General features: G+C 69.9%; 27 protein-coding genes and 1 tRNA gene. 15 read left to right on the forward strand and 13 right to left on the reverse strand.

Features of this window, described 5'->3' with window-relative positions:
• Window positions 1-96 precede the first annotated feature (96 nt).
• Window positions 97-173: transfer RNA gene (locus MRBLWH11_RS12715), tRNA-Pro, on the forward strand.
• Between the two features lie 157 nt (window positions 174-330).
• Here the strand turns inward: MRBLWH11_RS12715 and MRBLWH11_RS12720 are convergent.
• Window positions 331-846: a GNAT family N-acetyltransferase gene (locus tag MRBLWH11_RS12720; RefSeq protein ID WP_341945135.1), complete on the reverse strand. Its 516-nt coding sequence runs from the start codon at window positions 844-846 to the stop codon at window positions 331-333.
• A gap of 122 nt (window positions 847-968) precedes the next feature.
• On the opposite strand from MRBLWH11_RS12720, the gene MRBLWH11_RS12725 reads away from it, so the two are divergent.
• On the forward strand, window positions 969-1412 hold the full coding sequence (locus tag MRBLWH11_RS12725; RefSeq protein WP_341945136.1) for a DUF6389 family protein: 444 nt from the start codon (window positions 969-971) through the stop codon (window positions 1410-1412).
• Between the two features lie 42 nt (window positions 1413-1454).
• Here the strand turns inward: MRBLWH11_RS12725 and MRBLWH11_RS12730 are convergent, their stop codons facing one another.
• Genes MRBLWH11_RS12730 through MRBLWH11_RS12740 form a run of 3 tightly spaced genes read right to left on the reverse strand, consistent with a single transcriptional unit; the run spans window position 1455 to window position 3179 of the window.
• Window positions 1455-2039 carry a hypothetical protein gene (locus MRBLWH11_RS12730; protein ID WP_341945137.1) on the reverse strand — a complete coding sequence of 195 codons (585 nt, stop codon included), beginning with the start codon at window positions 2037-2039 and terminating at the stop codon, window positions 1455-1457.
• Window positions 2020-2484 (reverse strand): VOC family protein, encoded by a 465-nt coding sequence (locus tag MRBLWH11_RS12735; protein ID WP_341945138.1) that lies wholly within the window; start codon window positions 2482-2484, stop codon window positions 2020-2022. The genes MRBLWH11_RS12730 and MRBLWH11_RS12735 overlap by 20 nt, the downstream gene beginning before the upstream one ends.
• 35 nt (window positions 2485-2519) lie before the next feature.
• A complete protein-coding gene (locus MRBLWH11_RS12740; RefSeq protein ID WP_341945139.1) occupies window positions 2520-3179 on the reverse strand; it encodes a TetR/AcrR family transcriptional regulator in 660 nt (219 codons plus the stop codon).
• A 76-nt stretch (window positions 3180-3255) separates the two neighbouring features.
• Between MRBLWH11_RS12740 and MRBLWH11_RS12745 the strand changes: the two genes are divergently transcribed.
• Together MRBLWH11_RS12745 and MRBLWH11_RS12750 are read left to right on the forward strand one after the other, a co-directional pair.
• A complete protein-coding gene (locus MRBLWH11_RS12745) occupies window positions 3256-4686 on the forward strand; it encodes a cytosine permease (protein WP_341945140.1) in 1431 nt (476 codons plus the stop codon).
• Window positions 4683-6299 (forward strand): amidohydrolase, encoded by a 1617-nt coding sequence (locus tag MRBLWH11_RS12750; protein WP_341945141.1) that lies wholly within the window; start codon window positions 4683-4685, stop codon window positions 6297-6299. The genes MRBLWH11_RS12745 and MRBLWH11_RS12750 overlap by 4 nt, the downstream gene beginning before the upstream one ends.
• Before the next feature lie 19 nt (window positions 6300-6318).
• Here MRBLWH11_RS12750 and MRBLWH11_RS12755 read toward each other — a convergent pair whose 3' ends face one another.
• Complete coding sequence (locus MRBLWH11_RS12755; RefSeq protein WP_341945142.1) at window positions 6319-7032, reverse strand: helix-turn-helix domain-containing protein; 714 nt, start codon at window positions 7030-7032, stop codon at window positions 6319-6321.
• A 16-nt stretch (window positions 7033-7048) separates the two neighbouring features.
• Complete coding sequence (locus MRBLWH11_RS12760; protein WP_341945143.1) at window positions 7049-8233, reverse strand: adenosylhomocysteinase; 1185 nt, start codon at window positions 8231-8233, stop codon at window positions 7049-7051.
• A gap of 140 nt (window positions 8234-8373) precedes the next feature.
• Between MRBLWH11_RS12760 and MRBLWH11_RS12765 the strand changes: the two genes are divergently transcribed.
• Window positions 8374-9393 carry a Gfo/Idh/MocA family oxidoreductase gene (locus tag MRBLWH11_RS12765; RefSeq protein WP_341945144.1) on the forward strand — a complete coding sequence of 340 codons (1020 nt, stop codon included), beginning with the start codon at window positions 8374-8376 and terminating at the stop codon, window positions 9391-9393.
• 3 nt (window positions 9394-9396) lie between these two features.
• On the opposite strand, the gene MRBLWH11_RS12770 is transcribed toward MRBLWH11_RS12765, so the two are convergent.
• Window positions 9397-10293 (reverse strand): patatin-like phospholipase family protein, encoded by an 897-nt coding sequence (locus MRBLWH11_RS12770; protein ID WP_341945145.1) that lies wholly within the window; start codon window positions 10291-10293, stop codon window positions 9397-9399.
• A 460-nt stretch (window positions 10294-10753) separates the two neighbouring features.
• Here MRBLWH11_RS12770 and MRBLWH11_RS12775 point away from each other — a divergent pair, with 460 nt between their 5' ends.
• A complete protein-coding gene (locus MRBLWH11_RS12775) occupies window positions 10754-11134 on the forward strand; it encodes a hypothetical protein (protein ID WP_116636786.1) in 381 nt (126 codons plus the stop codon).
• Window positions 11135-11152: 18 nt separating this feature from the next.
• Here MRBLWH11_RS12775 and MRBLWH11_RS12780 read toward each other — a convergent pair whose 3' ends face one another.
• Genes MRBLWH11_RS12780 through MRBLWH11_RS12790 form a run of 3 tightly spaced genes read right to left on the reverse strand, consistent with a single transcriptional unit; the run spans window position 11153 to window position 16943 of the window.
• Entirely contained in the window at window positions 11153-14611 is a 3459-nt protein-coding gene (locus tag MRBLWH11_RS12780) for an error-prone DNA polymerase (RefSeq protein ID WP_341945146.1), read from the reverse strand.
• Window positions 14611-16149, reverse strand: a complete 1539-nt coding sequence (locus MRBLWH11_RS12785) for a DNA polymerase Y family protein (protein ID WP_341945147.1) — start codon at window positions 16147-16149, stop codon at window positions 14611-14613. Before MRBLWH11_RS12785 ends, MRBLWH11_RS12780 begins: the two co-directional genes overlap by 1 nt.
• Window positions 16146-16943 (reverse strand): hypothetical protein, encoded by a 798-nt coding sequence (locus MRBLWH11_RS12790; RefSeq protein ID WP_341945148.1) that lies wholly within the window; start codon window positions 16941-16943, stop codon window positions 16146-16148. Before MRBLWH11_RS12790 ends, MRBLWH11_RS12785 begins: the two co-directional genes overlap by 4 nt.
• Before the next feature lie 143 nt (window positions 16944-17086).
• On the opposite strand from MRBLWH11_RS12790, the gene MRBLWH11_RS12795 reads away from it, so the two are divergent.
• The 6 genes from MRBLWH11_RS12795 (at window position 17087) to MRBLWH11_RS12820 (ending at window position 21449) form a co-directional block, all read left to right on the forward strand.
• Window positions 17087-17557, forward strand: a complete 471-nt coding sequence (locus tag MRBLWH11_RS12795; RefSeq protein ID WP_341945149.1) for an A24 family peptidase — start codon at window positions 17087-17089, stop codon at window positions 17555-17557.
• Between the two features lie 18 nt (window positions 17558-17575).
• Window positions 17576-17791, forward strand: coding sequence for a response regulator (locus MRBLWH11_RS12800; RefSeq protein WP_116636791.1), 216 nt, complete (start codon window positions 17576-17578; stop codon window positions 17789-17791).
• Complete coding sequence (locus MRBLWH11_RS12805) at window positions 17781-18398, forward strand: CYTH domain-containing protein (protein ID WP_341945150.1); 618 nt, start codon at window positions 17781-17783, stop codon at window positions 18396-18398. Before MRBLWH11_RS12800 ends, MRBLWH11_RS12805 begins: the two co-directional genes overlap by 11 nt.
• A gap of 63 nt (window positions 18399-18461) precedes the next feature.
• Entirely contained in the window at window positions 18462-19622 is a 1161-nt protein-coding gene (locus MRBLWH11_RS12810) for a type III polyketide synthase (protein ID WP_341945151.1), read from the forward strand.
• Window positions 19619-20341 (forward strand): methyltransferase domain-containing protein, encoded by a 723-nt coding sequence (locus tag MRBLWH11_RS12815; RefSeq protein ID WP_341945152.1) that lies wholly within the window; start codon window positions 19619-19621, stop codon window positions 20339-20341. The genes MRBLWH11_RS12810 and MRBLWH11_RS12815 overlap by 4 nt, the downstream gene beginning before the upstream one ends.
• Window positions 20328-21449 (forward strand): NAD(P)/FAD-dependent oxidoreductase, encoded by a 1122-nt coding sequence (locus MRBLWH11_RS12820; protein ID WP_341945153.1) that lies wholly within the window; start codon window positions 20328-20330, stop codon window positions 21447-21449. Before MRBLWH11_RS12815 ends, MRBLWH11_RS12820 begins: the two co-directional genes overlap by 14 nt.
• A 99-nt stretch (window positions 21450-21548) precedes the next feature.
• Here MRBLWH11_RS12820 and lpdA read toward each other — a convergent pair whose 3' ends face one another.
• Window positions 21549-22946, reverse strand: a complete 1398-nt coding sequence (lpdA, locus tag MRBLWH11_RS12825) for a dihydrolipoyl dehydrogenase (RefSeq protein ID WP_116636796.1) — start codon at window positions 22944-22946, stop codon at window positions 21549-21551.
• A gap of 9 nt (window positions 22947-22955) precedes the next feature.
• A complete protein-coding gene (locus MRBLWH11_RS12830; protein ID WP_341945154.1) occupies window positions 22956-23606 on the reverse strand; it encodes a copper resistance protein CopC in 651 nt (216 codons plus the stop codon).
• A 101-nt stretch (window positions 23607-23707) separates the two neighbouring features.
• On the opposite strand from MRBLWH11_RS12830, the gene MRBLWH11_RS12835 reads away from it, so the two are divergent.
• From MRBLWH11_RS12835 to MRBLWH11_RS12845, 3 genes are all read left to right on the forward strand, one after another.
• The gene (locus MRBLWH11_RS12835) at window positions 23708-24193 is read left to right on the forward strand and encodes an FHA domain-containing protein (RefSeq protein ID WP_116636798.1); all 486 of its coding nucleotides are present in this window, start codon (window positions 23708-23710) and stop codon (window positions 24191-24193) included.
• Entirely contained in the window at window positions 24193-24870 is a 678-nt protein-coding gene (locus tag MRBLWH11_RS12840) for a MerR family transcriptional regulator (RefSeq protein WP_116636799.1), read from the forward strand. The genes MRBLWH11_RS12835 and MRBLWH11_RS12840 overlap by 1 nt, the downstream gene beginning before the upstream one ends.
• A 99-nt stretch (window positions 24871-24969) precedes the next feature.
• A complete protein-coding gene (locus MRBLWH11_RS12845; RefSeq protein WP_116636800.1) occupies window positions 24970-25515 on the forward strand; it encodes a MerR family transcriptional regulator in 546 nt (181 codons plus the stop codon).
• Window positions 25516-25638: 123 nt separating this feature from the next.
• Here the strand turns inward: MRBLWH11_RS12845 and MRBLWH11_RS12850 are convergent, their stop codons facing one another.
• The gene (locus tag MRBLWH11_RS12850) at window positions 25639-26442 is read right to left on the reverse strand and encodes a ParA family protein (RefSeq protein ID WP_116636869.1); all 804 of its coding nucleotides are present in this window, start codon (window positions 26440-26442) and stop codon (window positions 25639-25641) included.
• Between the last annotated feature and the right edge of the window lie 13 nt (window positions 26443-26455).

The following is a 26455-nucleotide window of genomic DNA, read 5'->3' on the forward strand; positions in this document are numbered from 1 at the left end:
TACGCCGAGCCTCCGACACCCGCAATGCGCCAGTTCGCGGAGCGCCGTCCGGTCAGGCTAAGATAGGGGAGTTGCCCGCGCGGAAGTGCGGAACAACGGGCTGTGGCGCAGCTTGGTAGCGCACTTGACTGGGGGTCAAGGGGTCGCAGGTTCAAATCCTGTCAGCCCGACCATTAAGCCCCGGAGAACCGCGGAAACACGCGGATCTCCGGGGCTTTTTCTCGTTCCAGGCTCAGACCAAGACACGGCGGCGATTGGTTTTCGAGGGCTCACTGTCCTCGAGCCATCGGCTGCTTGACGGGTCCGCCAGAGACTGTTGCACGTTTCTCGTCATGGCGTAGTGGATGCGGGCACGGCGTAGGTGGTTTCCTCGACGTTGCGCCCGTCCGTTGTCAGCGCCGTCGCGACCAGAGTCATGCCCAACCGCTCGCACAGCGCACGTGAGGACGCGTTGAGGGCGTCGGTCTTCGCAATCACTCGCGCGAAACCCCAGTCGTTGCGAGCCGCCGTCAGGACAGCACCCACGGCCTCTGTCGCGAGGCCCTTCCCGCCGAAGCGTGGATTGAAGACATATCCGATCTCGGCGTCTTCGTCGCGGAGCCAGACCAGCCCCACTTCTCCCACTACGTCGCCGGTCTCGAGAATCTCGACGACCAGTACCAGTTCGTCACCAGGGCCAGCGAATCGGGCGGTGGCGTACGAAGCGAGTTCACTCACCGTGTGTTCGCGCGTCCACGGGCCGGCGCGCAGGTACCGGGCCACATCAGGGCTCGACCGATAGGCGAAGACCGCATCGACGTCGGCCTCGCGCGGCCGCCGCAGATGGAGTCGGGATGTATCGATCACACCAGGATCGTAACCGGAAGACCGCTCCGCCGAGCGCTCCCGGTGTCCGACCGGGGCACGGGGGAGTTGCGTGTGAGCGTGCATCACGTAGGCTCCCGAAGCGCCGTCGATAAACTGCTCCGGTGGGAACCGTCGAATACCGTGATGCGCTGAGAGCCGTGCTCGACCAGGCATCCAAGTCCACCGCGGCTCGACTCTCCGTTCTCCATCGCGCAGCGACCGCTGGCGTGGATGGGGTGCTGATCGACGTGTTCGTCGACCAGGATGCCGAGGGGTCGTTCGGCGTGTGGGCGCGTTTCGAGGGTGCCGACTCGTTCGGCCTCGACCGGCAACTCGGCGATGAACGGGAGCTGTTCGGCGTGATCTGGGGTGAGGAAGGCTGGGAGCCCGCGGTTCCGAGCCGACCCCGGGAATGGTCTCGAGCACAACTCGAAGACGCCATCGTCGAAGTCGTGGCCGAATGGATCGACCCGCTCATCCCGCTCGGAACGCCGGATCTGCGTTGGGAGGTCGTGACGCCAGACGGCGCCACAGACCCGATCCAGGTGGGGCGTCAGGATGACTGATCCCATCGCGTTCCTCATCGACGAAGAGGCTACCCCCGCGAGCTAGTGGTCTGGCGTCGCACCGGGGAAGCTGGTGGCATCGAACAGCAATCTGTCGACGACGTGATCGAGTCGGGCCGGCCGCGCGATGATGTGCCTCAGCAGATCCTCGAAGTGCGAGAAAACGACATCCACCTCTTCGAACTCCGGCTCCGTTCCGTGGACGACTGCTCCATCGTCTCGCACTGCGAGGTACTCGTAGCCGTTGCGCACGGAAAGCAGGATGGGCAAGTGGTGCTTCCAGAAACGGGAGACCGCTTCCGCCTCAGCATCCGTTATCGCAGCCTGGATGCTCAACTGTTCCCACTCGTTCCAGGCGAACGCACCCTCCGCACCGGTCGAGTAGTCGTCACGGGATAAGAACCACACCGTCTCGTCTGAGTTCGACAGGAGTGAGAACGAGGACACCCAGCGGATCACCGGTTCGGATGCCGTGCGCAGCGCGGAAGGAACGTCCTCTTCCGTGGGCGCAGGAGGCTCGCACGTCCACCCGGCTTCCTGCAGGGATTCGGCCGCACGCTGGAAGAGTTCCGTCGAGCGCTGAAGCGGTTGCCCGTGACCGGCGGCGTCAGCGTTCGCGCGCGTCATCGGTCGTGAAGCCCTCGCGTGCCGCGCGCTCCTCGAGCGTCTCCAGTTCCTGGAAGAACGTCACCTGCCAGCCGGCCGGCCCCTGCACGCGGGCGTTGAGGCTCTGGAACGGCGTCTTGACCGGCGGGGAGATCAGCTCGGCGCCGCCGGCTCGCGCCGCGGCGACGGCCTGCTCGGTGTCATCGACCTCCAACGCGATCCGCAGGGCGCCCGGCGTGCGCGGTGCACCTTCGACGTCGTCGATGTTCCGGGCGTGCGTCGGCGTGGCCAGCTCGATCGTCGCGACGCCGACGTGCAGGATCGCCACGCGATCATCGTCTTCGGTCGCGTAGGCCAGCTGCTCCGGCATCCCGAGCACGTCCCGATAGAACCGCAGGGCGGTGTCGAAGTCGTCGGTCTCGATGATCAGACGCAGCTGCGTGGGGGAAGGTGTGGTCGATGTCATGCCCTACATCTTGCACGCACATCGGCGGCAGCGCCTCAGGTCGGCAACGCCGCAATCGCCACCCGCAGCGCCCCGGCCTTCAGGCCCAGCGCCCATTCCGCGACATCCGCGACCACCCGCGTGTGCGCCGGATGCTCGATCGGCGCCGACGAGTTCACGTACGAGCCGCCGCCGTCGAGGGCGATGAGGATGCGGATGCAGGCGGCCTCGGCATCCGCGCCGGGGAAGTCGCCCGAGGCCACGCCGTCGTCGAGCATCGCCGTCAGGCGCTCGCGGTCGAGCGCGTCCTGGATCTGCAGCTCGGCGTCGAGCGTCGGGCTGAATCGCGAGAGGTGCCGGGCGTTGAGCCAGAGTCTGGCGAGGGGAAGCGAGCGGCCGCGCTCGACGTGATCCACGAAGCGCGCCAGGCGCTGCAGGGGAGTGCCGCCGGTGGTGAAGAACTGCTCGCGCTCGATCACCGCGGCGCGCGCGAAGGCGGCGACCACGAGGTCTTCCGCGACGGGGAAATAGTGCGTGATCAGGCCCGGGCGCACGCCCAGCCGCGCGGCGACCGCACGCAGCGTGATGCGTTCGAGTCCCTCCTCGATCGCGATCGCGGCGGCGCAGGCGAGGATGTCCTCCCGCCGCTCCTCGGGGAGCTTGCGGGTGCGCGCAGCGGCGGTGGGAGAAGAAGTGCTTGACGTCACCCCACCCATGCTATTGAATGAGTGACCAATAGTCAATTGGGCATGTGACCAATAGCAATGGCGCTCTCCTCCCGAAAGGAACTCCATGACCCGGATACCCACCGTCGAGACCGACGGCCTCGACGCGGCCTCCCGCCCCGAGACCCGCGGCATCGAGCTCATCGACGACGCCGAACGGCACGGCAGGGCGCGCGATCTCTTCCTGATCTGGGCGGCCCCCAGCGTCAGCATCCTGAACCTCACGATCGGCGCCTCGCTCATCCTGCTCGGCCTCGAGATCTGGCAGGCGATCGCCGTCATCGTCGCCGCGTCGCTGCTCTGGATCCTGCCGGGCGTCATCGCCGGCAGCGGCCCGGCATCCGGCACGTCGGGTTCGGTCGTCACGAGGGCGATGTACGGCATCCTCGGCAACCGGCTCTTCGTCGCGGTGGTCGGATGGTTCATCGGCGCGGTCTTCCTCTCGCTGACCTGGCTCGCCTCGTCGTTCCTCGGCGCCGACCTGCTGCGCCGCATCGGGGTCGACGACCCGATCTGGGTGCCGATCGGCGTGACCCTCGTGGTCTCCGCCGTCACGATCCTGGTCGCGATCTTCGGTCACGGACTGATCCTGCGCGCCTACCCGTACATGGCCGGAGCGCTCTTCGTGATCTTCCTGGCCGTCGCCGGCTTCATCCTGCCCACCGTCGACTGGCAGTACTCGGCGCCCGAGACGCTCAGCGGTCCCACCCTGTGGTCCGCGATCTCGATCGGCTTCACGATCCTCGCGTCGACACCGCTGTCGTTCATGAACAGCCCCGACATCGCCCGCTACCTCCCGCGCGAGACGACGCCGTCGCATATCGCGGCCGCCACCGCCCTCGGCGGTGCCATCCCGTTCATCGTCTTCACGACCGTCGGCGTGCTGCTCGCGACAGGTCTGAGCGAGGCCGCCTTCGCGACCGGCATCGATGTCGCGCTGATCGACCTCCTTCCCTCCTGGCTCGGGCCGGTCCTCGTGCTCGGCGTCGTGATCAACACGATCGCGCTGAACGCCATGACGGCATACACCTCGAGCATGGCGCTGCAGGCGATCGGCTTCCGCCTTCGCCGCATCCCCGCGGCGATCATCGTCGGTGTCGTCGGCACGGCGCTGACGATCTACCTCGTCCTGTCGTCGAGCCTGCTGGAAGCCGCGAACCTCATGCTCCAGTTCCTCGTCATCGTCTCGGGACCGGCCATGGCGATCTTCGTCGTCGACGTCGTCCTGCGTCGCTACGCCTACGACGGCATCGATCTCTTCCACGACCGACCCGGCGGCCGGTTCTGGTACTCGGCAGGATGGAGCATCCCTGGAATCACCGCGCTGTTCCTGGGCGGCATCGCCACCGCGCTGTGCCTGTCGACGAGCGTCTGGAGCGGTCCCGTCGCCGAGCTCACCGGCTACATCGACCTCTCCGTGCCGGTCGGGATGCTCGTCGCCGCGGTGCTCTACGCCGGACTGCTGCGCACGCCCCTCGGAAAGGACGGTCGACCGTGACCACTCGCTATCTCAACGGACGCATCTTCACGGCCGATCCCGACCCCACGAAGGCCTGGGGCGAGGCCTTCACGGTCGATGGCGACGCGATCACATATGTCGGATCCACCGACGGTGCCCCCGACGCGGACGAGACCGTCGACCTGGAGGGCCGGCTCGTCCTGCCCGGCTTCACCGATGCGCACACCCACCTGCTGATGGCCGGTGCGGCGCTCGGCCAGGTGCCGCTCACCGCCGCCCGCTCGCTCGACGACATCCAGGCGCTGCTGCGCGATGCGAGGGCGACGGATCCGAGTGCCACCGTGCTGCGCGGGAGGGGCTGGCTCTTCGACTCGATCCCGGGCAGCGCGCCGACGGCCGCCATGATCGACGACGTCGTCGCCGACATCCCCGTGTACCTCGATGCCAACGACTACCACTCCTGCTGGGTCAACACCGCGGCCCTCGCCGAGCTCGGCATCACCCGTGAGACCCCGGATCCGATCGGCGGCCACTTCGCACGGGACGCCTCGGGGGAGCCGACCGGACTGCTGTACGAGACCGCGGCGACGCAGTACGCCTGGGCGCACCGGGACGCGACCACCAACGACGCCAATCGGGATGCCGACGCGGACCGGGTGATCGACGCCTACCTCGCCGCCGGGGTGACTGGGGCGGTCGACATGGCGTTCGACGAGTTCGGGCTCGCCGCCCTCCGGCGCGCGCAGGAGCGCCGCGGGGGAGAGCTGCCGATCCGCGTCGCCGCGCACTGGCTCATCACCAACACGGGCGACGACAGCGAGAACCTCGCGCAGGTCGCGCGTGCGGCCGAGCTCGCCCGCGACGCATCCTCGCCGTGGTTCCGCGTCGTCGGCATCAAGCTGATCCTCGACGGCGTGATCGACGCGTGCACCGCGGCGATGCGGCATCCGTACGCCGACGGCACGAATGCTGCGCCCATCTGGCCGGTCGCGCAGCTGAACCCGGTCGTCGCTGCGGCGGATGCCGCGGGCCTGCAGGTCGCACAGCACGCGATCGGCGACTACGCGAGCGAGATCGCCCTCGATGCCATCGAGCACGCGATCGCCGTCAACGGCGACCGGCCGCGTCGCCACCGCATCGAGCATCTCGAGTACGCGGCCCCCGGCACGGCGGAGCGGATGGCGCGGCTCGGGGTCACCGCCTCGATGCAACCGGTGCACAGCGACCCGGCCATCTTCGCCAACTGGGCCGAGATGCTGGGCGACGAACGCGTCGACCGTGCGTTCCCGTGGCCGGAGTACGAGGACGCCGGAGCGCTGCTCGCGTTCTCGACGGATGCGCCGACCGCCCCGCACGAGGCGCTGGCGAACATGTACGTCGCGTCGACCCGCGCATCCGCGCTCGACCGCTCGGTCGCCGCCGTGCATCCGCAGTACGCCCTGCCTCTCGCGGCGGCGATCGGTCACGCGACGCGCGACGCCGCGGCATCCGTCGGCGACGGCGACTGGCGAGGCCGCATCGTGCCGGGGTTCGCCGCCGACGTCATCGTCCTCGACACCGATCCGTTCGTCGACGGACCGGCATCGCTGCTCGATGCGCGGGTGATCGAGACCATCGTCGCCGGGCGGTCGCGTTACCGGTCCCAGGGCTGACGCGGGATCACGCCCCCGTTCAGATGCCGAGAGCGCGTTCGATCTCGCGGGCGCCACGGGCTGCGGCCGCAGACACGTCTTCCGCGGGAACCCTGCTGTAGCTGGTGGCGATGTACGGCACGGTCAGGGCGGCGACCGCCTCGTCGAGGCCGCTGCGCAGGATCGGGTGCACGATGTCGGTGATGCCCGGCTGGGCGGAGTCGGGGCGGACGAGCAGGCGGTCGCGGCGGATGTCCGCGAGCACGCTCTCGGGGACATCCGTGTGCGCGACCGAGCTGAACGCGGCGAGCACGTTCCCGCTGGCGGTGCCGTCGAGGGGGAACAGTGCCCCGACCCGCACATGGAAGCCGAAGTCGTCGGGGCTCTCGACCTGCGCGATGATCCGCACGCGGCCCTCGTCGATCACGCCGAGGTTGCAGGACTGCCGTGTCGCATCGGCGACCCGCCGCATGGCCGGCATCGCGGCGGCGATGAGCGACCGGGTCGGCTCGTGGCGATGCGCGAGATCGAACAGGCGCATCGACAGCTGGTACAGACCGCTCTGCGGGTCGCGATGGAGGTACCCGCGCTTCTCGAGCCGCAGCAGCACCCGGAAGATCTGGCCGGGCGAGCGGTCGACCGCCTTCGCGATGTCGAGCTGGCTGAGTCCGTCCGCCGCGGCGGCGAGCGTCTCGAGGATGTCGAGAGCCTTGTCCACGGCGGGCGCCGCATAGTCGGGCTGCTGTTCGACCAAGGGCGTCTCTCCGTCGTCAGGATGAGGAATCGAGGACTGCCAGGATACGCCGGGCGATCGTGCGATCGATGTCGTCGGGTACGGGCTGGGGGCCTGGGGAGAGAGCAGAACGGTCGGTGACGACGCGCACGAGCGACAGGGTCTGCAGGAGGAATCCCAGATCCATCGACTCGATCGAGTTCCCCTTGGGCGCGGTGCCTGCGAGGTTGAACATGCGCCCGTTCGCCAGCAGGATGACATGCCCGCCGTGCGGGAGGTCGATGCGGTCGAGAGCGGAGCCGAGCGAGGTGGTCGACGTCGCTCTGGCGCGCAGTGTCTCGACGTCGATCTCCCAGGGGAAGTGGCCGACGTTGCCGATGATGGCGCCGTCGTGCATCTGCTCGATGATCTCGTAGGGGAGCACGCCGGGGCGGCCCGTCGCCGTGATGAACACGTCTCCCCAGGCGGCGAAGTCGGCTGCGCCTCCGACGCGGAAGCCGTCGAGGGCCGCCTCGAAGGCCTTCAGCTCGTCGGTGTCGACCACGGCGACACGACCGCCGAGGGCCCGGAGGTACTGCGCGACGCCGCGGCCGCACCAGCCGTAGCCGAAGACCACGAAGCGGCGCCCTGGGACCATCGCGTTCGTGATACGCATGAAGCTCTCGACCGCCGACTGTCCGACCGCGTGCTTGTTCTCGCCGATGGCCTTCAGGAGGCTGTCGTTGATCACGATGACCGGGAACGGCACCGCGCCGGCGAGCTCGCCGCGAAGGCGGTCGCCGCCGCTGGTGGTCTCCTCGGTCCCGCCGATCACCGTGTCGGTCGTGCCGCGTGCGACGAGTCCGGCGACGAGATCGGCACCGTTGTCGAGGATGATGTCGGGGGCGCCGTCGAGCACGGCGGCGATGTTGGCCTCGTGCTGCGCCAGCGTGTCATCGCGACGGCCGTGGATCGTGATGCCGGGCAGGGAGTTCAGATACTCGACGACGTCGTCCTGCGTCGATCCGAAGTTGCCGGTGCCGATGAGCTCGGCGCCGCCGGCCGCGAGCGTTTCGACCAGGACCGCGGTCTTCGGCTCCACGTGCAGGGACATGCCGATGCGGTGGCCGGCGAAGGGTCGCGTGCGCGCGAGGTCCTGTCGCACGTCGGCCAGCAGCGCCATGCGGGAGCGGATCCACTCGACCCGGGAATTGTCCTGTGTCGCGATCTCGGAAGCGGTCATGCGCTCCAGTTTACAGATGTGAAATCAGAATGCATATACAAATCCTTTGTCTCCTGACCTAGGCTGATCCCGCACCAGCAAGGGCGAGCGCGATCCGGCATCCGTCGCGAGATCCGAGCCCCTTCGGAAAGGCCACAGTCATGCACCCTGTCGGTTTCGTCGGGACGGGCTTCCATGCGCGGACGAACCTCCTGCCCGCGGCGTCGCTCGCGGGGGTCGCGATCATCGGTCTGGCGAGCCGTGACGCCGAGCGTTCCGCGGTGACCCTCGCGCGTGCCGGCTTCGAGGCCGCGCGCCCGTACGGCAGCGTCCGCGACCTGGTGGCCGACCTTCCTCACCTCGATCGGGTGATCGTCTGCGCCCAGCCGTCCGATCAGCCCGGGATCGTCGACCAGCTGATCGAGGCGGGCATGCACGTGCTCGCCGAGAAGCCGCTCGGCCTCGATGCCGGCGAGGCGAAGGTGCTCGCCGATCACGCGGCGAGCCGAGGGGTCGCGCTCCGAGTGGCGTTCATGAAGCGCTACGCCCCTGCGGTGCGCGCCCTCGACGAGCTGCTGACCGCCGCAGAGCTGGGAGAGCTGCTCTCCTTCGAGGTGCGCTTCGGTGCGGATGCCGGCGGGTTCGCACCGACCCCTGCGGACTTCATCCGACTCGCGGCGATCCATCACGTCGACCTCGCGCGCCACCTCTTCGGCGACGTCGAGCGCGTCGACGTCGCGTTCTCCGGAACCGCCGTGGCCTGCACGGTGCTCGTGACCCTGCGCATGCGGTCCGGTGCCGTCGGCACCCTCCACCTGTCCGACGGCCCGGGGCACACGAGCGAGCTCGACGTCGCGACGATCACCTGTGAGCGCGGCACGGTGACGATGACCGACACGCGAGAGCTGGTCGTGCATCGTGGAGCAGCCGGCGGCACCGACTGGCGTCGTCCGCTCGAACAGCGCACGGTGATGGAGCCGGCCGTGAGCACGATGTCGGGCGGCGCGCAGGATCTGGTGCTGCGCGGTTTCGTCGATGAGATCGAGTCCTTCGCCGCCGATGACCTGAACGGCGAGGACCCGAGTGCGCAGGAGAACGTGCGCACGATGGAGCTGGTCGACGCGATCATCAGGCAGCTGCCCTCGGACCGCACGGCCGGCGCGACAGCGGGCGCTGCCTGACCGTCAGACGCTCCAGAAGTCGGCGAGCCGTGCCGCCAGCCCGCGTCCCTGCGCGTGGCCGCCGCGCGCGGCGGGAAGGCGTGTCGAAGGATCCAGGGCGTTGGCATCGAAGACGTCGCCCGAGCCGGCATCCGGGAAGACGGTCTCGACGATGCTTCCGCCGGATCGCAGCTCGTCGACCTGTGCGGCGAGGTCCATTCCCCAGGTGAGCGGCTGACGCGACCTCCCGCCGAACGGCTCGAGGATCAGGACCCGGTCGTACCCTGTGGCGAGGTCGGCGTTCGAGCTGCGCCGGTATCCGCCGTTCAGGTACCGGCTCTCTCCGACCCGGTAGGGCGTCATCGCCGAGGTGCTGGCGGCGACGGCATCCACCAGGCCGACGTCGCTGTCCCGGTCGAACACCACGGGCTCGCCGGTCAGCGCGTCGACGGCGGGGATGAGCACGCGCTGCTCCGGCCATTCGTGGCGGGGGAGCCGCCGCGCCACGATCTCCCGCCAGCGCGCGGCATCCGCGCCGTCGGAGGTGTCACGCGCGAGAGCGGCAGCACCGATCCGGCGGCGCATGTCGGCGGCATCCGCAGAAGACGCGATGATCTCGTCCGACCAGTGCATGTAGGCCGGGCCCGAGATCATCGGACGTCGTGCCGCACCTGCCGCGGGGCGTGGAGGCTCGGCGAGGATGGCGGCGTGGAGGTCAGCCGGTCGGATGCCGCTGGTGATCTGCGCGGCGACGGTCGATCCGGCCGAGGTGCCGACGATGAGATCGGCATCGACGAGCTCGATGCCGGCTTCGGAGAGACCGGCGATGAGCCCGAGCTGCCAGGCGTTGCCGGCTGCTCCGGCGCCGGCCAGGACGAGAGCCCGAGAGACAGGGCGGGGAGAAGAGGAAGAGGAATGCATGGGAGTGCCCTTCGCGATGTGCGAGCGGGCGCTCCCTCGGGCGACGGTATCAGTCGCGCGATCGTGGACTGTCGGAGGGAGCGCCCACGGTGGTTCTTGCGTACATGGGTCACACCTCCTCTCATCGGAACACGATCGCCGAACGGTAGCACGAGGCGAGGACGGCGGGCAAGAAAGCGGCGGCCGAGCGAAGCGCGGGGGAGGTTTGCCCTCCCGACTGACCCGTCCCCAGACGATCTCGTCGAGAGGGCCACCGCCCTACCCGGACGGTTGGGGAGGCGGCGAAGATATCGCTGCACTCATCGGCTGATTCCCCAGTCCTCAGCCTCGTAGCCCCCGCTACATATAGCAGAGTACATCGATTCTGTCTTGTCCACCATTTGGGGGACAAAGAAAGTTACGAAAGTTCTCTGGACGATGAGCCGGTTGTCTTCCTGCAGGGGTTTCGTAGGGTGTAATCATGGACAGATTGCTCGTCATCACCGCGCAGGTCGCCATCGCCCACGGCCACCGGGTCGAGGTGATCGAGCAGATCGATCCCCTCACCGAGGAGCCCGTCGTCCAGGCTGTCGTCGACCTCGACACCGGCATCCGCTACCGACGCGCGGACGACGTGCGCGGCGAGTTCTCCCGCTGGATCGGGCGGGTGCTCGAGTGCACGGTGACGATCGGCGGTGCGGGGCGCACGGTGCTGCGCGTCGACCCGATCGGACCGGGGGCGACCGGGGCGAAGCGGGCGCTGCACGGTGCCGATGCGGCCGCGGATGCCGCGAAGGCCGAGGCCGACCGCTGGGGTGGCACGGACCGTCCGCCCATGGAGGAGCCGGAACGCTTCTGGTGAGCTTCTCTCCGCTGCGCATCAGCGGAAGTCCCTGGACCGGTGCGTGAGCCCGGTGCGGAGATCTTCGAAGGCATCGGCGAGCACGTTCACGACCCCCTCTTCCGAGCGCTCCAGGATGCCGCGGATGATGAGCGCCGGAGAGTCGCGGGCCACACGCCGATAGCGGTTCCACACGCCGGTCGAGCAGACGACGTTCACCAGTCCGCTCTCGTCCTCGAGGTTCATGAACGTGATGCCTGAGGCCGTGGCCGGTCGCTGGCGGTGCGTGACGAGCCCGGCGACCTCGATGCGACGGCCGGACTCGTGTGCGCGCAGATCGGCGGCGGTCAGGACGCCTCTGTCGTGCAGCGCGCCGCGGAAGTGGGCCATCGGGTGGTCGTCGGTCGACACCCCGGTCGCCCAGAGGTCGGCGGAGAGCCGCTCATAGCTGGTCTGGTCGGCGAACAGGGGCGGCTGCACGGCGACGGAGGTGCCGGGAAGGAACCGCGACCGGTCGTCGGCCGCCGCACCCGCGAGCCAGATCGCCTCGCGCCGCTCCAGGCCGAGGCAGGCGAACGCGCCGGCGGTGGCGAGAGCCTCCAGCTGTGCGGCCGTGGCGTCTGTGCGCCGCACCAGGTCGTGCAGGTCGCGGTAGAGCCCGTTCGCCTCGCGCTCGGCGACGATCTTCTCGGCCAGGGGCACGCCGATCCCACGGATGCCGCTGAGCCCCAGTCGCACGGCGTGACCGCCGTCTCGGCGATGGGAGGCCGACTCGTCGGGGGCGTCTCTGTCGAAGCGGAGCGTCGGGGGCTGCGGGACGGCGAGGCAGTCGTCCCTGCCGGTCGGGCGCCGGGTGGGCTCGGCGAGCGGCTCCAGTGTCTCGGTGGCACCCGAGAGGTGCAGATCGGGGCGACGGACCTCCACGCCGTGCCGTCGCGCATCGGCGGTCAGGGTCGCCCCGGAGTAGAAGCCCATGGGCTGCGAACGCAGCAGCCCGGCGAGGAAGGCGGCGGGATAGTGCAGCTTCAGCCAGGAACTCGCATACACGAGCAGCGCGAACGACAGCGAATGGGACTCCGCGAAGCCGAAGTTCGAGAACGCCTGGATCTGCGCGTAGATGCGATCGGAGGCGTCGATGTCGAGCCCTCTCCTCGCCATTCCCGCGTAGAGCTTCTCGCGCACTCGCTCGATCTTCTCCAGGCCGCGCTTGGACCCCATGGCCCGACGCAGCAGATCGGCCTCGTCGGCCGTGCAGTCGCCGACCGCGGTGGCCATCTGGATGAGCTGCTCCTGGAAGATCGGGATCCCCAGGGTGCGTTTCAGGATCGGTTCGAGATCGCTGTGCGGGTAGGGGATCTCGAGGTCCACCGGCTCCTCGCCGCGGGCGGTCCGCTCCCGGTTCTCCTCGTCGAGGCGGTCCTTCGCCATCTTGCGCCGGACGAACGGATGCACGGCGCCGCCCTGGATGGGGCCGGGACGGATGAGGGCGATCTGGATGGTGAGGTCGTAGAAGCTCCGCGGCTGCAGGCGGGGGAGCAGCCCGATCTGGGCACGCGACTCGACCTGGAACACCCCGATCGAATCCGCTCGGCACAGCATGTCGTAGACCGCCGGCTCCTCCTTGGGGAGTGTCTCCAGCGTCCACCGCTCGCCGGTGGCCTCGAGGATCATGTCGAAGCAGTGCTGGAGCGCGGCGAGCATCCCGAGACCCAGCAGGTCGAACTTCACCAGCCCCATGAAGGCGGCGTCGTCCTTGTCCCACTGGATCACGGTACGGTCCTCCATGCGGGCATGCTCGACCGGCACGACCTCGCCGACGGGTCGTGCCGTGAGCACCATGCCGCCGGAGTGGATGCCGAGGTGACGCGGAGCCTTCAGCAGCTCGCCCGCGTAGGCGAGCACGTTCTCGGGGATGTCGTGCCCCTCGGAGGGCTCCAACCCCGTGCTCCAGCCGTCGACCTGGCGGGACCAGGCATCCTGCTGCCCCGGCGAGTGGCCGAGCGCCCTCGCCATGTCGCGCACCGCGTTCTTCGGTCGGTACTGGATGACGTTCGCCACCTGGGCCGCGCGCTCCCTGCCGTACTCCCCGTACACCCACTGGATGATCTCCTCGCGGCGGCGGGAGTCGAAGTCCACGTCGATGTCGGGCTCCTCGGTGCGGGTGGTGGCGAGGAACCTCTCGAAGGGGAGTCCGTAGAGGATCGGGTCGACGGCGGTGATGCCCAGCAGGTAGCAGACCGCGCTCGCCGCAGCCGATCCTCGCCCCTGGCAGAGGATGCCGCGCCGGCGAGCCTCGGCGACGATGCCGTGCACGATGAGGAAGTACCCGGGGAAGTCCTTCTCCTCGATGACGTCGAGCTCCCGCTCGATCCGGCGATGCTCCTCGTCCTTCAGCCGGGGGTACTTCGACGGCACGGCATCCCACACGAGCTGTCGCAGCCAACTCATCGGCGTGTGCCCCTCCGGCACCTTCTGCTTCGGCAGCGCCGGCCGGGCGAGCCGCAGCGGGAAGGCGGATGCCGAGGCCAGCTCCAAGCCGTACGAGATCGCCCCCGGGTAGCGCTGGAAGCGGGCCGACATCTCCGCACCGCTGCGCAGGTGCGCGCCGCCGTGCGCGGGCAGCCATCCGTCGAGCTCGTCCATGCTGCGCACGGCGCGGACGGCGGCCACGGCTTCGGCGAGCGGCGCCTGTGCGGGGCTGGCGTAGTGCACGTTGTTCGTCGCCACCACGGGCAGGCGCATCCGCCGGGCGAGATCGGCGAGAGCGTCGTTGCGGCGGGTGTCCTGCGGGTCTCCATGGTCGAAGAGCTCGACGGCGACGTGCTCGGCGCCGAACAGGTCGACGAGGCTCCGGAGCGGGGTCGCGGCATCGCCTGCCTCGAGTCCTCGGCGCACCGCGCCCTTGCGGCATCCGGTCAGGATCGTCCAGTGCCCGCCCGCGCTCGCCGCGAGCTCGTCGAGGTCGTACACCGGGCGCCCCTTCTCGCCCCCGCGCAGCTGGGCGGCGGTGATCGCGCCCGAGAGACGGTGATAGCCCTCCATCCCCCGGGCGAGGACCAGCAGATGCTCGCCCGCCGGATCGGGGCTGCCCCGCTGCGGGGCGGGAAGGTCGAGTGACAGCTCCGCGCCGTACACCGTCTGCAGCGGCGTCTTCATGAGCTCGGCCTGATCGGCGAAGCGCGCGGCGCCGTAGAAGCCGTCGTGGTCGGTGAGGGCGAGTGCGGTGAGACCGAGGCGCTCGGCCTCGGCGAGGAGGTCTTCCGGGGCGGAGGCGCCGTCGAGGAACGAGTACGAGGAGTGCGCATGCAGCTCGGCGTAGGGCACCGCATCGGCCGGCCGCGATATGCCGGTGACCGGCGTGCGCTGCCGCCGTCTGCTCACCGGCCCGGGGTCGGGTCGCGAGGCGGGCGGCTCGACACTCTGCCGCGGGGGCGGCTCCTCGCCGCTGAGGGTGCGCTCGAGCTCGCTCCAGGTCTGCGGGGGATTGTGCCAGCCCATCAGCGATACCTCCCCTCGACCCACCAGCGTTCACCGGTGCGGAAGACGAGCCAGGCGTGGTCGTGGTCGTCGACGATCTGGAGCCGGTGTCCTCGCCTGCCTCCGTCGGATGCCCATCGGCGCTCGTGCACGGGCCAGGGGCCGGCCCAGGCCTGCACGGCGACGCCGTCGATGCGCGCGGGGTCCTGGGAGAGGGCTCCCCGGTCGTCGATGCTGATCGCGGCGCCGTCGGCGGCGAGCACGCCGATGGGACGCGGCGGCAGGAAGACCTCGGCGGGGAGAGGGTCGGGCAGGCTTCCCGGCCAGGGGGAGCCGGGATCGCGCGGCGGGACCGGCCGCTCGCCCCAGGGTGTGAGGACCTGACGATCGGCGAGCCAGCGGCCTCCCGCGAGGGCGGCCGTGACCACGCCCTGATGGCCCAGCATGGTCTGCACACGGGAGACCGCGTGGTGCAGCCGCTCATCGGTGCCGGAGCCGAAGAGCCCGGGCTGGTGGTGGGCGGCGTCGTCCACGGCGACCGGGACGATCCGCACCGCCACGATGCCGCCGAACGCCCGTGCCTCGTCGACGGGCTCCTTCGCCGACTGCGCGGCCAGCGCCTCCAGCTGCCACCGCACGCGGTCGACGAGGTCGGAGGCGTCGAAGCAGGTCGGATGCAGCCAGGTGCGGGAGAAGACCGTGCCGTTGTCGTCCGTCATGTCGATCCGCACCTCCGTGCAGACGACAGAGGCGTCTCCGAGCGCGAGCAGCACGGCATCCGCCGTCTGCCGCACGGCGAAGGCCACCTGATCGGTTCCGCCCAGCGGGGATTCGAACTCGATGCCCCGCACCAGCTCGGGGTCGGGAGGGCGAGGGGTCAGCGGTCGGGAATCGGCGCCGGCGGCGAGGGCATGCAGGCGGGCGCCGTGCTCTCCGAAGCGGTCGCGCACGTCGAGCGGGGCGAGGGCGGTGAACTCGCCGAGAGTGCGCACACCGAGACGGACGAGGAGGCCGGCGATCTGCTCGTCCCGCAGCACCTGCACGGGGTAGGGCGCGAGGAACTCCTGGGAGCGCCCCGGCGGGACGACGGTGCAGGCGTCGCGGCCCCGGGCGGCGATCTCGGCGGTGAAGGGGCCGTCGGCCACGCCGATGCGCACCTCGGGCAGCCCCGCTTCCGTGAGCACGGACGTGAGAGCCCCGGCCGCCTCGGCCTCGCCGCCGTGATAGCGGGAGATGCCCCTGGCGCGCAGGATCGCGAGCCCCGGACGCAGCAGGGTCACACCGGGGGCGTGCTTCTCGATGAGGTGCAGCACGGGGAGGAAGGCGCGCTCGTCTCGTGCCGGGTCGTGCGGAAGCACCCGCAGCGAGGAGAGATGCCCCTGCGCGACGCGGCGGCGCTGACCGGTGCGCACGCCGTGCTCCCTGGCCGAGGCCGTGCAGGCGACGATCGTGTTCGCCTGCACCAGCGCGGTGGGCGGATGGGGAGGCGGACCGCCCAGAGCGGCGCGCAGCGGCCAGTCCGGGAACCACAGCACGAGGACGCGGAGCGGGGCGTTCATCCGGCCTCCGCCCAGTGCAGGAGCTCGGTCGGAGCCGCGTCGTCGACCGAGCTCCTGCCGGACGCCGTCTCGGCGGCGAGCGACGGCAGCGCGGTGAGCTCTGCCGCGGCCGCCTCGACGGCGCCGTGTCCGCCGGGCAGCTGCACGCGCACGCTCGAGGGCCGGGGGCTGTGCCGGGTCAGGGCCGTCACCGTCACGGTGCAGTCGGAGAGCAGCCCCCAGCCCGCGCCGAGACCGTGCCAGTGCGGGTCGTGCAGGCGGATCGTCCCCTCGCTCTGCGGCCATCGCTCCACGGCGGGGGACTCCGTGACCAGGAGCGTGCATCCGCGATCACGGAGCCGCGCGCTGAGACGGGACACGTCGGCGTCCCGTGCCCGCGACTGCGGATTCACCACGATGAGGGGGACGACCTCGGCCAGTGCCGACGTCGCCGCGAGCCAGCGCTCGCCGGGTTCGGGGACGAGGATCAACCGCGTGAGGTCGATGCCGAACGCGGCAGCAGCCTCGACGCCGAGCGTCGGCATGCCGACCACCGCGCACCAATGCCCCTTCCGCGACGCCGCGCTGAGCAGGGCGAGCACGAGGCTCGGCGACGGGGAGACGCTGTAGGCGGTGCCGGTCTGCAGCCCCTCCTCCGGCAGCAGAGCGGCGAGCGAGGGGTCGAGCGGGAGCAGCGCGTGCTCGCTGCGCCGCCGCTGCATCCTGCTGATCTCGCGGCGCAGACGCAGCACCTCTCCGGCGCGAGAATCGCTGGTCGGAGAGAGCGCGGTCACCGCATCGAGCCCGATCCCCATGCATCCATCCTCGAAGATATGTACGAATAAAGCAAGTGGCACTGGCGACGCTAGTTCGTACATCGGACATCCGGAATCGACGCCGGGAATCGGTTATCCACACCGACGGAGCGCGACATCCGCCGATCTCCTAACCTGCCGGGATGGACCCCCGGCTCGCACTCGTCGCCCTCGTGCACGGCGCCCTGCTGGGCATCGGCGGGTGGCTGATCATGATCGACATCCGCACGCATCGGCTGCCGGATCGGATCGTGCTGCCGACCCTCGCGTCGCTGATCCTCCTCGTCGTGATCGATGCCGCGGTCGCGGGGCAGAGCGCTCCGACGATCCGTGCGCTCCTCGGCATGCTCGTCCTCGGCGGGTTCTACGCCCTGCTGCGACTGATCAGCCGGTCGGGGATGGGCGGAGGCGATGTCAAGCTCGCCGCGGTCATCGGACTCGTCCTGGGATGGCACGGCTGGCAGCAGCTCGCGATCGGCGCGGCATCCGCCTTCGTGCTGGGCGCGCTCTTCGCCCTCGCGCTGATCCTCCTGCGTCGGGCGGACGGCACCACCCGCATCGCGTTCGGCCCGTGGATGATCGCGGGCGCGCTCCTCGGCGTCCTCGTCGGATGAAGGGTCTACTCTGAGGTCATGGCACTCGCACGACTTCACGGCGGCCCGCTCGACGGGCAGATCATCCCCCTCGGCGACGCGGACGACAAGCTGATCGTCCCCTACAGCGAGACGCAGGTGGTCTACAACCGCCGTGGCGAGCCGCAGAACACCGGACCCGAAGACGGTCCCACCGAGATCGACTACTGGTTCGACGAAGCCCTCGAGGATCTCACTCTCAACGATGACGACTGAGCCGTCCCGCACGGTCGAGGTCGAGCGCAAGTACGACGTCGACATCGACACACCGCTGCCCCGCTGGGGTGACATCCCCGGCGTCGACGCCGTCACAGCGGGGGAGGCGCGGGCGCTGGACGCCCGCTACTTCGACACCGCAGACGGCACTCTCGCGCGCTCCGGAGTCGCGCTCCGGCGGCGCACCGGCGGCCCGGACGAGGGCTGGCACGTGAAGGGGCCGAGGCAGGGCGACGGACGGCTCGAGCTCGGCTGGCCGCTCGGCGAGGGCGACGCGCTGCCCGACGACGTCACCGCGACCGTCTCCACCTGGACCACCGCGCCGCTCGCGCCGCTCGCCCGGATCGAGAACGACCGCACCGCGTACCTGCTCACCGGTCCCGACGGGGTCGTGGCGGAGTTCGTCGACGATCGGGTCCGCGCCACCGACCTCCGCGGAGGCGTGCAGCGGGAATGGCGGGAGTGGGAGATGGAGCTCGGCCCCGCGGCCCCCGCCGACGCGGCAGGACGCGAGGTGTTCTTCGCCGCGGTCGAGCGAGCCGTCAGGGCCGCCGGCGGCCGCGATTCCGCATCCGGATCCAAGCTCGCCCGCGCGCTGGGGTTCTAGCCCGATGACGGCGCCGCACGCAACCCCTTCCCGGGAGCGCTCGGCGCGTGCTTGAGTGACTGCATGAGCCGACCGCCTGTGCTTCGATCGCTGCAGACGATCGTCCCCGACACCGTCCTCCACCAGGATGAGGTGCGCGATGTCTTCGCCGCGCAGCCCGATCTCGGGCGGCTGGCGCAGCGGATCGTGTCGACGTCGTTCACCGTGTCCGGAATCGACACCCGTCACACCGTGATCGACGAGCTGTCCCTCGACTCCGACGTGGAGGATCCGATCTTCTTCGACCGCCGGTCGGGGGCGCTGCTCGCACCGGGGACGAAGGCGCGCAACGAGGTCTACACGCGTGAAGCGGCCAGACTCTTCGTCGATGTGGCGCGGCGGGCGCTCGATGCCGACCCCGACATCGAGCCGGCCGATGTGACGCACGTCATCACCGTCTCGTGCACGGGCTTCCATGCGCCCGGACCGGAATACGAGATCGTTCGGGCACTCGGCCTGTCCGACAGCGTGCAGCGCTATCACCTCGGATTCATGGGCTGCTATGCGTCGATGCCGGCGCTCCGCGCGGCGAGTCAGTTCTGCACCGCGGACGAGAACGCCGTGGTCCTGGTGGTCAGCGTCGAGCTGTGCACCCTGCACCTGCGGTCCTCCGAGGATCCCGACACGATCGTGGCGTCCTCGCTGTTCGCCGACGGTGCGGCGGCCGGGATCGTGACGGCACGGGCTCTCCCGTCGGGGGTCACCGGCCTCCGTCTCGACCGCTTCCACACCGCGATCGCGCCCGAGGGCGAGAAGGCGATGGCCTGGACGATCGGCGACACCGGGTTCGAGATGATCCTGGCCACGACCGTGCCGCAGATCATCGGCGAGACGATCATCGGCGCCCTGCGGCCGCTGTACGCGCCGGAGGACGACCTGGTCGCCGCCTTCGACCGGGATGCCGTCGGCGGAGAGGTCGCGCACTGGGCGATCCATCCCGGCGGGCGCAGCATCCTGGATCGCATCCAGGAGAAGCTGCACCTCAGCGACGCGCAGCTGCACCCGGCCAGGGAGGTCCTGCGCGAGAACGGCAACATGTCGAGCGCGACCGTGCTGTTCGTGCTCAAGCGCATCCTCGAGCAGGAGGGTGCACGGGTCGGCGATCGCGTCTCGGCGATGGCGTTCGGGCCGGGCCTCACGGCCGAGAGCGCCCTGATGACCGTGACCGCCGCCGCGGACGCATGAGCGCGGGTCTCTCGACCAGGGACGTCGGCATCCGGGAGCTGATGGACGATCCGGAGGCGGACGAGCGGATGCTGGCGCGCACGTACGGGCGATTCGGCTTCGTGAACGCGGTCGTCTCCCGGCCCGGTCTGCTCTATCGGCGCGACATCCGCCCGAGAGCCGGCGGTGCGCCGCTGCGGATCCTCGACATCGGGGCCGGCGGCGGCGATCTGTGCCGGTTCCTCGCCGGACGGCTGCGCCACGACGGGCTCGCCGCGGAGATCACCGCCCTCGACACCGATGAGCGCGCGATCCGATGGGCTTCCGCGCACGATCGCGGAGCCGGGGTGCGCTACCGCCGTGCGCTGTCGACCGAGCTGGTCGACGAGGGGGAGGCATTCGACGTCGTGCTCTCCAACCACGTGCTGCATCACCTCGACGATGCAGAGCTGCAGACCGTGCTCGAGGACTCCCGGCGGCTCCTCGCGCCCGGCGGGCTGGCCGCGCACCACGACATCGCCCGCGGCCGCGCCGCCTATGCGCTCTTCGCGACGGCCACCTGGCCGCTCTCCGGGAACCTCCTCGCCGATTCGTTCATCCGCGAGGACGGACTCCTCAGCATCCGCCGCTCCCACACGGTGGCGGAGCTCCGGGCGATGGTCCCGCACGGCTGGCGAGTCCGCGGAGGCGTGCCGTCCCGGCTGGAGGTGCGGTGGGAGGACGATCGTGCCCGACCATGACGCGCTCGTCGTCGGGGCGGGCCCGGTGGGGCTGCTGCTGGCGTGCCTGCTGACGCAGGACGGACTGCGGGTGGCTGTCTGCGAACGTCGGACGGATGCCGACACGCGCACCCGCGCGATCGGCATCCACCGGCCGGGGCTCGAGGCGCTGGAGGCCGCCGGTCTCGGAGACGAGGTCCTGGCCGAGGCGCTGCGCCTCGACGGGGGAGAGGTGCGCAGCCGCCGGAGGACTCTGGCGTCGCTCGCGTTCCCGCCCGAGCGCCCCGTCCTGATCCTTCCGCAGCCGCGCACCGATGCGCTGCTCAGAGCGCGACTGCGGTCGCTCGTTCCCGATGCCCTGCGCGACGGATGGACCGTGCGCTCGGTCGATCCCGCGGACGACGTCGTGCGCGTCTCGGTCGATACTCCGGACATCGCCCGCGAGCTGACCGCCCGTTGCGTCGTGGTGGCCGACGGGGTGCGGAGCAGCCTGCGCGCGGATCTCGGACTCGGGTGGAGCCGCCGGAGCGGGCGCGCGAGCTACGCGATGGTCGATGTCGCCGAGGCGGAGGCAGACGCCCGCGCCGTGCTGCACTGCGAGCCGTCCGGCCTCGTCGAGTCGTTCCCGCTGCCCGGCGGACGGCGCCGGTGGGTGGCGCGCCAGGGGGCAGGCGAGCAGCTGGGCGCCGCGGACGCCTTCCGGGGCGCGGTCGAGGCGCGGACCGGCATCCGGCTGGATCTCGCGGATGATGTGCAGCCGACCGTGTTCGAGGCCGCGCAGCACATCGCCCGGCGCATCGTGCGCGGCCGCGTGGTCCTGCTCGGCGACGCGGCGCACGAGATCAGCCCGATCGGCGGCCAGGGGATGAATCTGGGCTGGACGGATGCCGTGCGACTGGCGCGGGAGCTCGTGCGCGCGCTCCCCGAGCGGATGCCGGACCTCGCCGGCTACGAGCGTGATCTGCGACGCAGGACGCGCATCGTCCAGAGCCGGTCGGCGTTCTACATGGCGATGGGTGCTCCGGCGCCGATCGGCGTGGCGGTCCCGCGGGAACTCGTCATCCGCACGCTGGGGACGCGGCCGCTGCGCCGCTGGTCCGCCGGGCTCATCACGATGCAGGGGCTCTGACGCACGAAGGCCCCGGTTCCCTCGTGAGGGGACCGGGGCCTTCGCGCTTCGCGTGCGGGGTTTCGACTCGCTTCGCTCACTCAACCTTGACGCGTCGCGTCAGAAGTTGATCATGTGCCCTGCGAGGCCGTGGAAGCCCTCCTGCAGCGCCTCCGACAGCGTCGGGTGGGTGTGCACGTTGCGGGCCAGCTCGAGCGCGGTGAGGTCCCACTTCTGCGCGAGGGTCAGCTCGGGCAGGAGCTCGGCGACGTCCGGTCCGATCATGTGCGCGCCGATGAGCTCGAGGTGCTCGGCGTCCGCGATGAGCTTGACGAAGCCGACGGGCTCGCCGAGGCCGTGCGCCTTGCCGTTGGCCATGAACGGGAAGCTGACGACCTTGATGTCGCGCCCCTCGTCCTTCGCCTGCTGCTCGGTGAGGCCGAACGAGGCGACCTGGGGGGAGCAGAACGTCGCACGCGGCATCATGCGGTAGTCGCCGAGCGTCATGGTCTCGGCCTTGCCGATGGTCTCGGCCGCGACGACGCCCTGCGCCTCGGCCACGTGGGCGAGCTGCAGCTTGGCGGTCACGTCGCCGATCGCGTAGATGCCCTCGACGTTCGTACGCATGTGGTCGTCGATGTCGATCGCACCGCGCTCGGTGAGCTTCACACCGGTCGCCTCGAGGCCGAAGCCCTCGGTGTTCGGGGCGAAGCCGACCGACATGAGCACCTTGTCGGCCTCGATCGACGACTGCTGGCCGTCCTTGGCCGTGTAGGTCACGGTGACGGAGGAGCCGTTGTCGACGACCGTCTCGACCTTGGTCGAGGTGAGGATGTCGACGCCGTAGTTCTTGTACTGCTTCGTGATCTCCTTCGACACGTCGGCGTCCTCGTTGGGGAGGGCGCGGTCGAGGAACTCGATGATGGTGACCTTCACGCCGTAGTTCGTCATGACGTAGGCGAACTCCATGCCGATGGCGCCGGCGCCCACGATGACGATCGACTTCGGCAGCTCGCGGCTGAGGATCTGCTCCTCGTAGGTCACGACGTTGTCGCTCAGCTGGACGCCGGGGAGCAGGCGCACCTTCGAGCCGGTGGCGATGATCGCGTTGTCGAAGGTCACCTCTTCGGTGGAGCCGTCGGCCTTGGCGACCGAGATCGCCTTCGGGCCGGTGAAGGTGCCGCGACCGTCGTACTCGGTCACCTTGTTCTTCTTCATCAGGAAGTGGATGCCCTTGACGCGGCCGTCGGCGACCACGCGGCTGCGGTCGAACGCCTTGCCGTAGTCGATCGTGAACTCACCCGAGATGCCGAAGAAGTCGGCCTTGTGGTTCAGGGTGTGCGCGAGCTCCGCGTTCTTGAGAAGAGCCTTGGAGGGGATGCAGCCCACGTTGAGGCAGACACCGCCCCAGTACTTCTCTTCGATGATGGCCGTGGAGAGGCCGAGCTGTGCGCTGCGGACGGCGGCGACGTATCCACCAGGACCGGCACCGAGGATGACGACATCGTAATGGGGCATGCGTTAAGCCTATCGCTCCGAAGAGGGCTCGGAACCGGGCTCGGCGCCTCCTCGGCGGCCGCGCACGGACAGCCAGACGGCGACTCCGACGGCGACCAGGATGCCGACGATCGAGATCACCCAGATCCACACGGTCGAACCCGAACCGTCGTCTGCGTCGGGTGCCGGAGTGAGCGTCCCCTCCGGCGTTGCGGATGCCGCTTCGCTCGGGGCCGCGGTCGTCGGCGCGGCGCTGGGCTGCTCGGTCGGCGTCGGGGAGGAACCGGTCGTCACGGTGAAGAAGAACTCGTCGGAGGTCGGGTGCCCGTCGCTCGAGACGACCTTCCAGATCACGTGGTATTCGCCTGCCGGGGCGGAGGACACCAGCGGCTGCGTCACCACGGCGCCGTCGACCGTCGCGGGTCCATCCGTGACCGCGTTGCCCGCGGAGTCCGTGACGACGACCTCGGTGGCGCCCTCGCCGTCGATCAGCTTGGCGCTGAAGGTGAGCGTCAGCTCGGCGGGGAGCGTCTCGACTTCGCTGTCGGCTGCCGGGTTCGACGACGTGAGCGCGTCGTGCGCGGATGCCGAGAGCGGGGAGGCGAGCACGAGGAAGGCGGCGAGGAGCGTCGCGGCGAGAGCGACGGGGGCGGCGGAGAGGCGCAGGGCTTTGGTCTTCACAGGTCCACCCTATGAAGAGCCGGTATGTGACGGCTGAGTATGCATGCGGCCTCCCGCGAGCCCCTCGGCATCCGTTAGTCTGGACAGCCTAGGAGGGCACAGTGACTGACAGCGACAGCCGACCGGCCGGAGAAGCCGCGATCCACCGCTCTGGTGAACAGAAGCACGACGTGACGCAGACGTTCGGACACGATTCGGACCTGTCCTTCGTGCCGTTCGGCGTGGAACTCACCGACGTCGAGCAGACCGCCATCGCGGCGCTGCCGTCGGGATCGGCCCTGTTGCTGGTGCGCTCGGGCGCCCTCGCCGGTGCCCGCTACCTCCTCGACACCGATGTGACGACGGTCGGACGCCACCCCGAGGCCGACATCTTCTTCGATGACGTGACCGTCTCTCGCCGTCACGCGGAGATCACGCGCACCGGCACGACGTTCGAGATCATCGACCAGCGCTCGCTCAACGGGACGTACGTCAACGGCGAGCGGGTCGACCGCAGTGCGCTGGTCGACGGCTCCGAACTGCGCGTCGGCAAGTTCCGACTGAACTTCTTCGCCTCTCCGCACGACCGCCAGGCGGCGAACGCCTGATGGCGGCCACTCCCGCCCGCGAACGCTCTGCGTCCGCGGGCCTGCTGAGTATCGGTCAGGTGCTCGCGCGTCTCACTCCGGAGTTCCCCGATCTGACCTCCAGCAAGCTGCGTTTCCTCGAGGTGCAGGGCATCGTCAGCCCCTCGCGCACCGAGTCCGGCTACCGCAAGTTCTCGACGGCCGACATCGAGCGGCTCCGGCTCGGACTCACCCTCCAGCGGGATCACTACCTGCCGCTGAGCGTGATCCGCGAGCAGCTGGACAGCTCTGCGGGGGAGGCCTCGCTCGCGCCGCCTCCGTCGATCACGCCGGCGCCGCGTCGCTATCGTCGGGCAGAGCTCCTCGCGGCGGCCGGAGCAGGACCCCAGCTGCTGAACGACGCGATCAGCACCGGTGTCATCACCGCCCAGGAGAACTACCCCGAGGCGACGGTGACGCTCCTGCGCGGACTCGTCGCGCTGGATCGCCACGGGATCGAGCCCCGGCACCTGCGCTCCCTCCGTCAGGGGGCCGAGCGCGAGGTCGCTCTCATCGAGTCGGCGATGTCGTCGCTGCTGCGACGGACGGATGCCGCCTCCCGCGCGAAGGCCAGCGAACTCGCTCCCGAGCTGGCGACGAAGATCGACGAAGTGCGCTCGCTCTTCGTCAAGGACGCGCTGTCGCGTGTGCTTTCGTAACGAACTGATTGCGACACACCTTCGACGTCCCACGGATGTCATTGCCGGTGCCCGAGCACTGCTCTACCGTGGAGATAACCGTTCCAGGGAGGATTTCAGATGAATGCGGATGAGCTCACAGGCGACCCGCGGTTCGTACCCGAACTCCTCTTCACGGACGGTCTCCCCGCCATGGACGACGAGGTCGGCTACCGCGGTGCCGTCGCCGCTCGTGCCGCCGGCATCACCTACCGTCAGCTGGATTACTGGGCCCGCACCGAGCTGGTCGAGCCCACCGTCCGCGGCGCGAGCGGCTCCGGCTCGCAGCGTCTCTACGGCTTCCGCGACATCCTGGTCCTGAAGCTCGTCAAGAGCCTCCTCGACACCGGCATCTCGCTGCAGCAGATCCGTACCGCTGTCGAAGAGCTGCGACGTGCCGGCATCCGCGATCTCGCCGGCACCACGCTGATGAGCGATGGTGCCTCCGTCTACCTGTGCACGTCGAACGACGAGGTCATCGACCTCGTCAGCCGCGGCCAGGGCGTGTTCGGCATCGCCGTGGGCAAGGTGCTCCGCGAGGTCGAGTCGACGCTCGTCGCCTTCGACCCGACCGCACCGGACCCCGTCGACGAGCTCTCCGCGCGCCGCTCGAAGCGCTCCGCCTGATCCACCCTTCGACAGGCTCAGGGACCCACCCTTCGACAGGCTCAGGGACCCACCCTTCGACAGGCTCAGGGACCCGAGGGGGAGCTCTGCGCTCCTTGTCGGGTCGTAGAGCTTGCCGAAGCGTCAGGCGTTCTCGGGAAGCGCGATGCGCCCGGTGCGGATGATCCGGTCGAGCAGCTGATCGAAGTCGGCGGCGAGCTCCTGCGCGGAGTCTCCCGGCCAGATGTGCAGCGGCTTCGCCGCGCCCTGCGCCTGCTGCAGCGAGGTGCGCTCGGGCAGCTGGGGAGCGAGCACGAGAGGCCCGAACATGTCGCGGAGCTCCTTGATACGGAACTGGTGCTCGATGGACTGCGGGCGCACGCGGTTCACGACGATGCCGAGCGGCTGAAGACGAGGCGAGAGGCCGCGGCGGATCTCCTCGATCGCGCGGAGGGCGCGGTCCGCGGCGGCGACCGAGAACAGGCCGGGCTCGGTGACCACCATGACGCGGTCGCTGGCGGCCCAGGCCGTGCGGGTGAGCGCGTTCAGCGACGGCGCGCAGTCGATGAGCACGAGGTCGTAGTCGGCTTCGACGGCCGCGAGTGCCTCTTCGAGCTTCCAGACGTCGCGGACGCTCGGGTGCGGCCCGTCGAAGTTGATGGCGGAGGGGCTCCCGATGAGCACGTCGATCGTGCCGGGGTGCACTTTCGCCCATCCGCTGGAGGTGATCGCCTGACGGACGACCTTCTCCTTCGGGTTCGCCAGGACATCGGCGATGTTGAGTCGTCCGGCCACCTGGATGTCCATCCCGGTGGAGACGTCGGACTGCGGGTCGAGGTCGACGACGAGAGTCCGGACTCCTCGGGCGAAAGCCGCTGAGGCCAGCCCGAGTGTCACGGTCGTCTTGCCGACGCCCCCCTTGAGAGAGCTGACGCTGAGTACGTGCACGAACACCACGTTA

This window comes from Microbacterium sp. LWH11-1.2 (genome assembly GCF_038397745.1).
Classification (GTDB): Bacteria; Actinomycetota; Actinomycetes; order Actinomycetales; family Microbacteriaceae; genus Microbacterium.

Bases quoted from the DNA above. Each gene is read 5' to 3' on its own strand.
- lpdA (WP_116636796.1), bottom strand. From the start codon at position 22,946: ATGCCCCATTACGATGTCGTCATCCTCGGTGCCGGTCCTGGTGGATAC.
- MRBLWH11_RS12815 (WP_341945152.1), top strand. From the start codon at position 19,619: ATGAGCGCGGGTCTCTCGACCAGGGACGTCGGCATCCGGGAGCTGATG.
- MRBLWH11_RS12745 (WP_341945140.1), top strand. From the start codon at position 3,256: ATGACCCGGATACCCACCGTCGAGACCGACGGCCTCGACGCGGCCTCC.
- MRBLWH11_RS12780 (WP_341945146.1), bottom strand. From the start codon at position 14,611: ATGGGCTGGCACAATCCCCCGCAGACCTGGAGCGAGCTCGAGCGCACC.
- MRBLWH11_RS12735 (WP_341945138.1), bottom strand. From the start codon at position 2,484: ATGACATCGACCACACCTTCCCCCACGCAGCTGCGTCTGATCATCGAG.
- MRBLWH11_RS12800 (WP_116636791.1), top strand. From the start codon at position 17,576: ATGGCACTCGCACGACTTCACGGCGGCCCGCTCGACGGGCAGATCATC.
- MRBLWH11_RS12775 (WP_116636786.1), top strand. From the start codon at position 10,754: ATGGACAGATTGCTCGTCATCACCGCGCAGGTCGCCATCGCCCACGGC.
- MRBLWH11_RS12765 (WP_341945144.1), top strand. From the start codon at position 8,374: ATGCACCCTGTCGGTTTCGTCGGGACGGGCTTCCATGCGCGGACGAAC.
- MRBLWH11_RS12770 (WP_341945145.1), bottom strand. From the start codon at position 10,293: ATGCATTCCTCTTCCTCTTCTCCCCGCCCTGTCTCTCGGGCTCTCGTC.
- MRBLWH11_RS12790 (WP_341945148.1), bottom strand. From the start codon at position 16,943: ATGGGGATCGGGCTCGATGCGGTGACCGCGCTCTCTCCGACCAGCGAT.
- MRBLWH11_RS12845 (WP_116636800.1), top strand. From the start codon at position 24,970: ATGAATGCGGATGAGCTCACAGGCGACCCGCGGTTCGTACCCGAACTC.
- MRBLWH11_RS12805 (WP_341945150.1), top strand. From the start codon at position 17,781: ATGACGACTGAGCCGTCCCGCACGGTCGAGGTCGAGCGCAAGTACGAC.
- MRBLWH11_RS12740 (WP_341945139.1), bottom strand. From the start codon at position 3,179: ATGGGTGGGGTGACGTCAAGCACTTCTTCTCCCACCGCCGCTGCGCGC.
- MRBLWH11_RS12795 (WP_341945149.1), top strand. From the start codon at position 17,087: ATGGACCCCCGGCTCGCACTCGTCGCCCTCGTGCACGGCGCCCTGCTG.
- MRBLWH11_RS12760 (WP_341945143.1), bottom strand. From the start codon at position 8,233: ATGACCGCTTCCGAGATCGCGACACAGGACAATTCCCGGGTCGAGTGG.
- MRBLWH11_RS12730 (WP_341945137.1), bottom strand. From the start codon at position 2,039: ATGACGCGCGCGAACGCTGACGCCGCCGGTCACGGGCAACCGCTTCAG.
- MRBLWH11_RS12785 (WP_341945147.1), bottom strand. From the start codon at position 16,149: ATGAACGCCCCGCTCCGCGTCCTCGTGCTGTGGTTCCCGGACTGGCCG.
- MRBLWH11_RS12810 (WP_341945151.1), top strand. From the start codon at position 18,462: ATGAGCCGACCGCCTGTGCTTCGATCGCTGCAGACGATCGTCCCCGAC.
- MRBLWH11_RS12840 (WP_116636799.1), top strand. From the start codon at position 24,193: ATGGCGGCCACTCCCGCCCGCGAACGCTCTGCGTCCGCGGGCCTGCTG.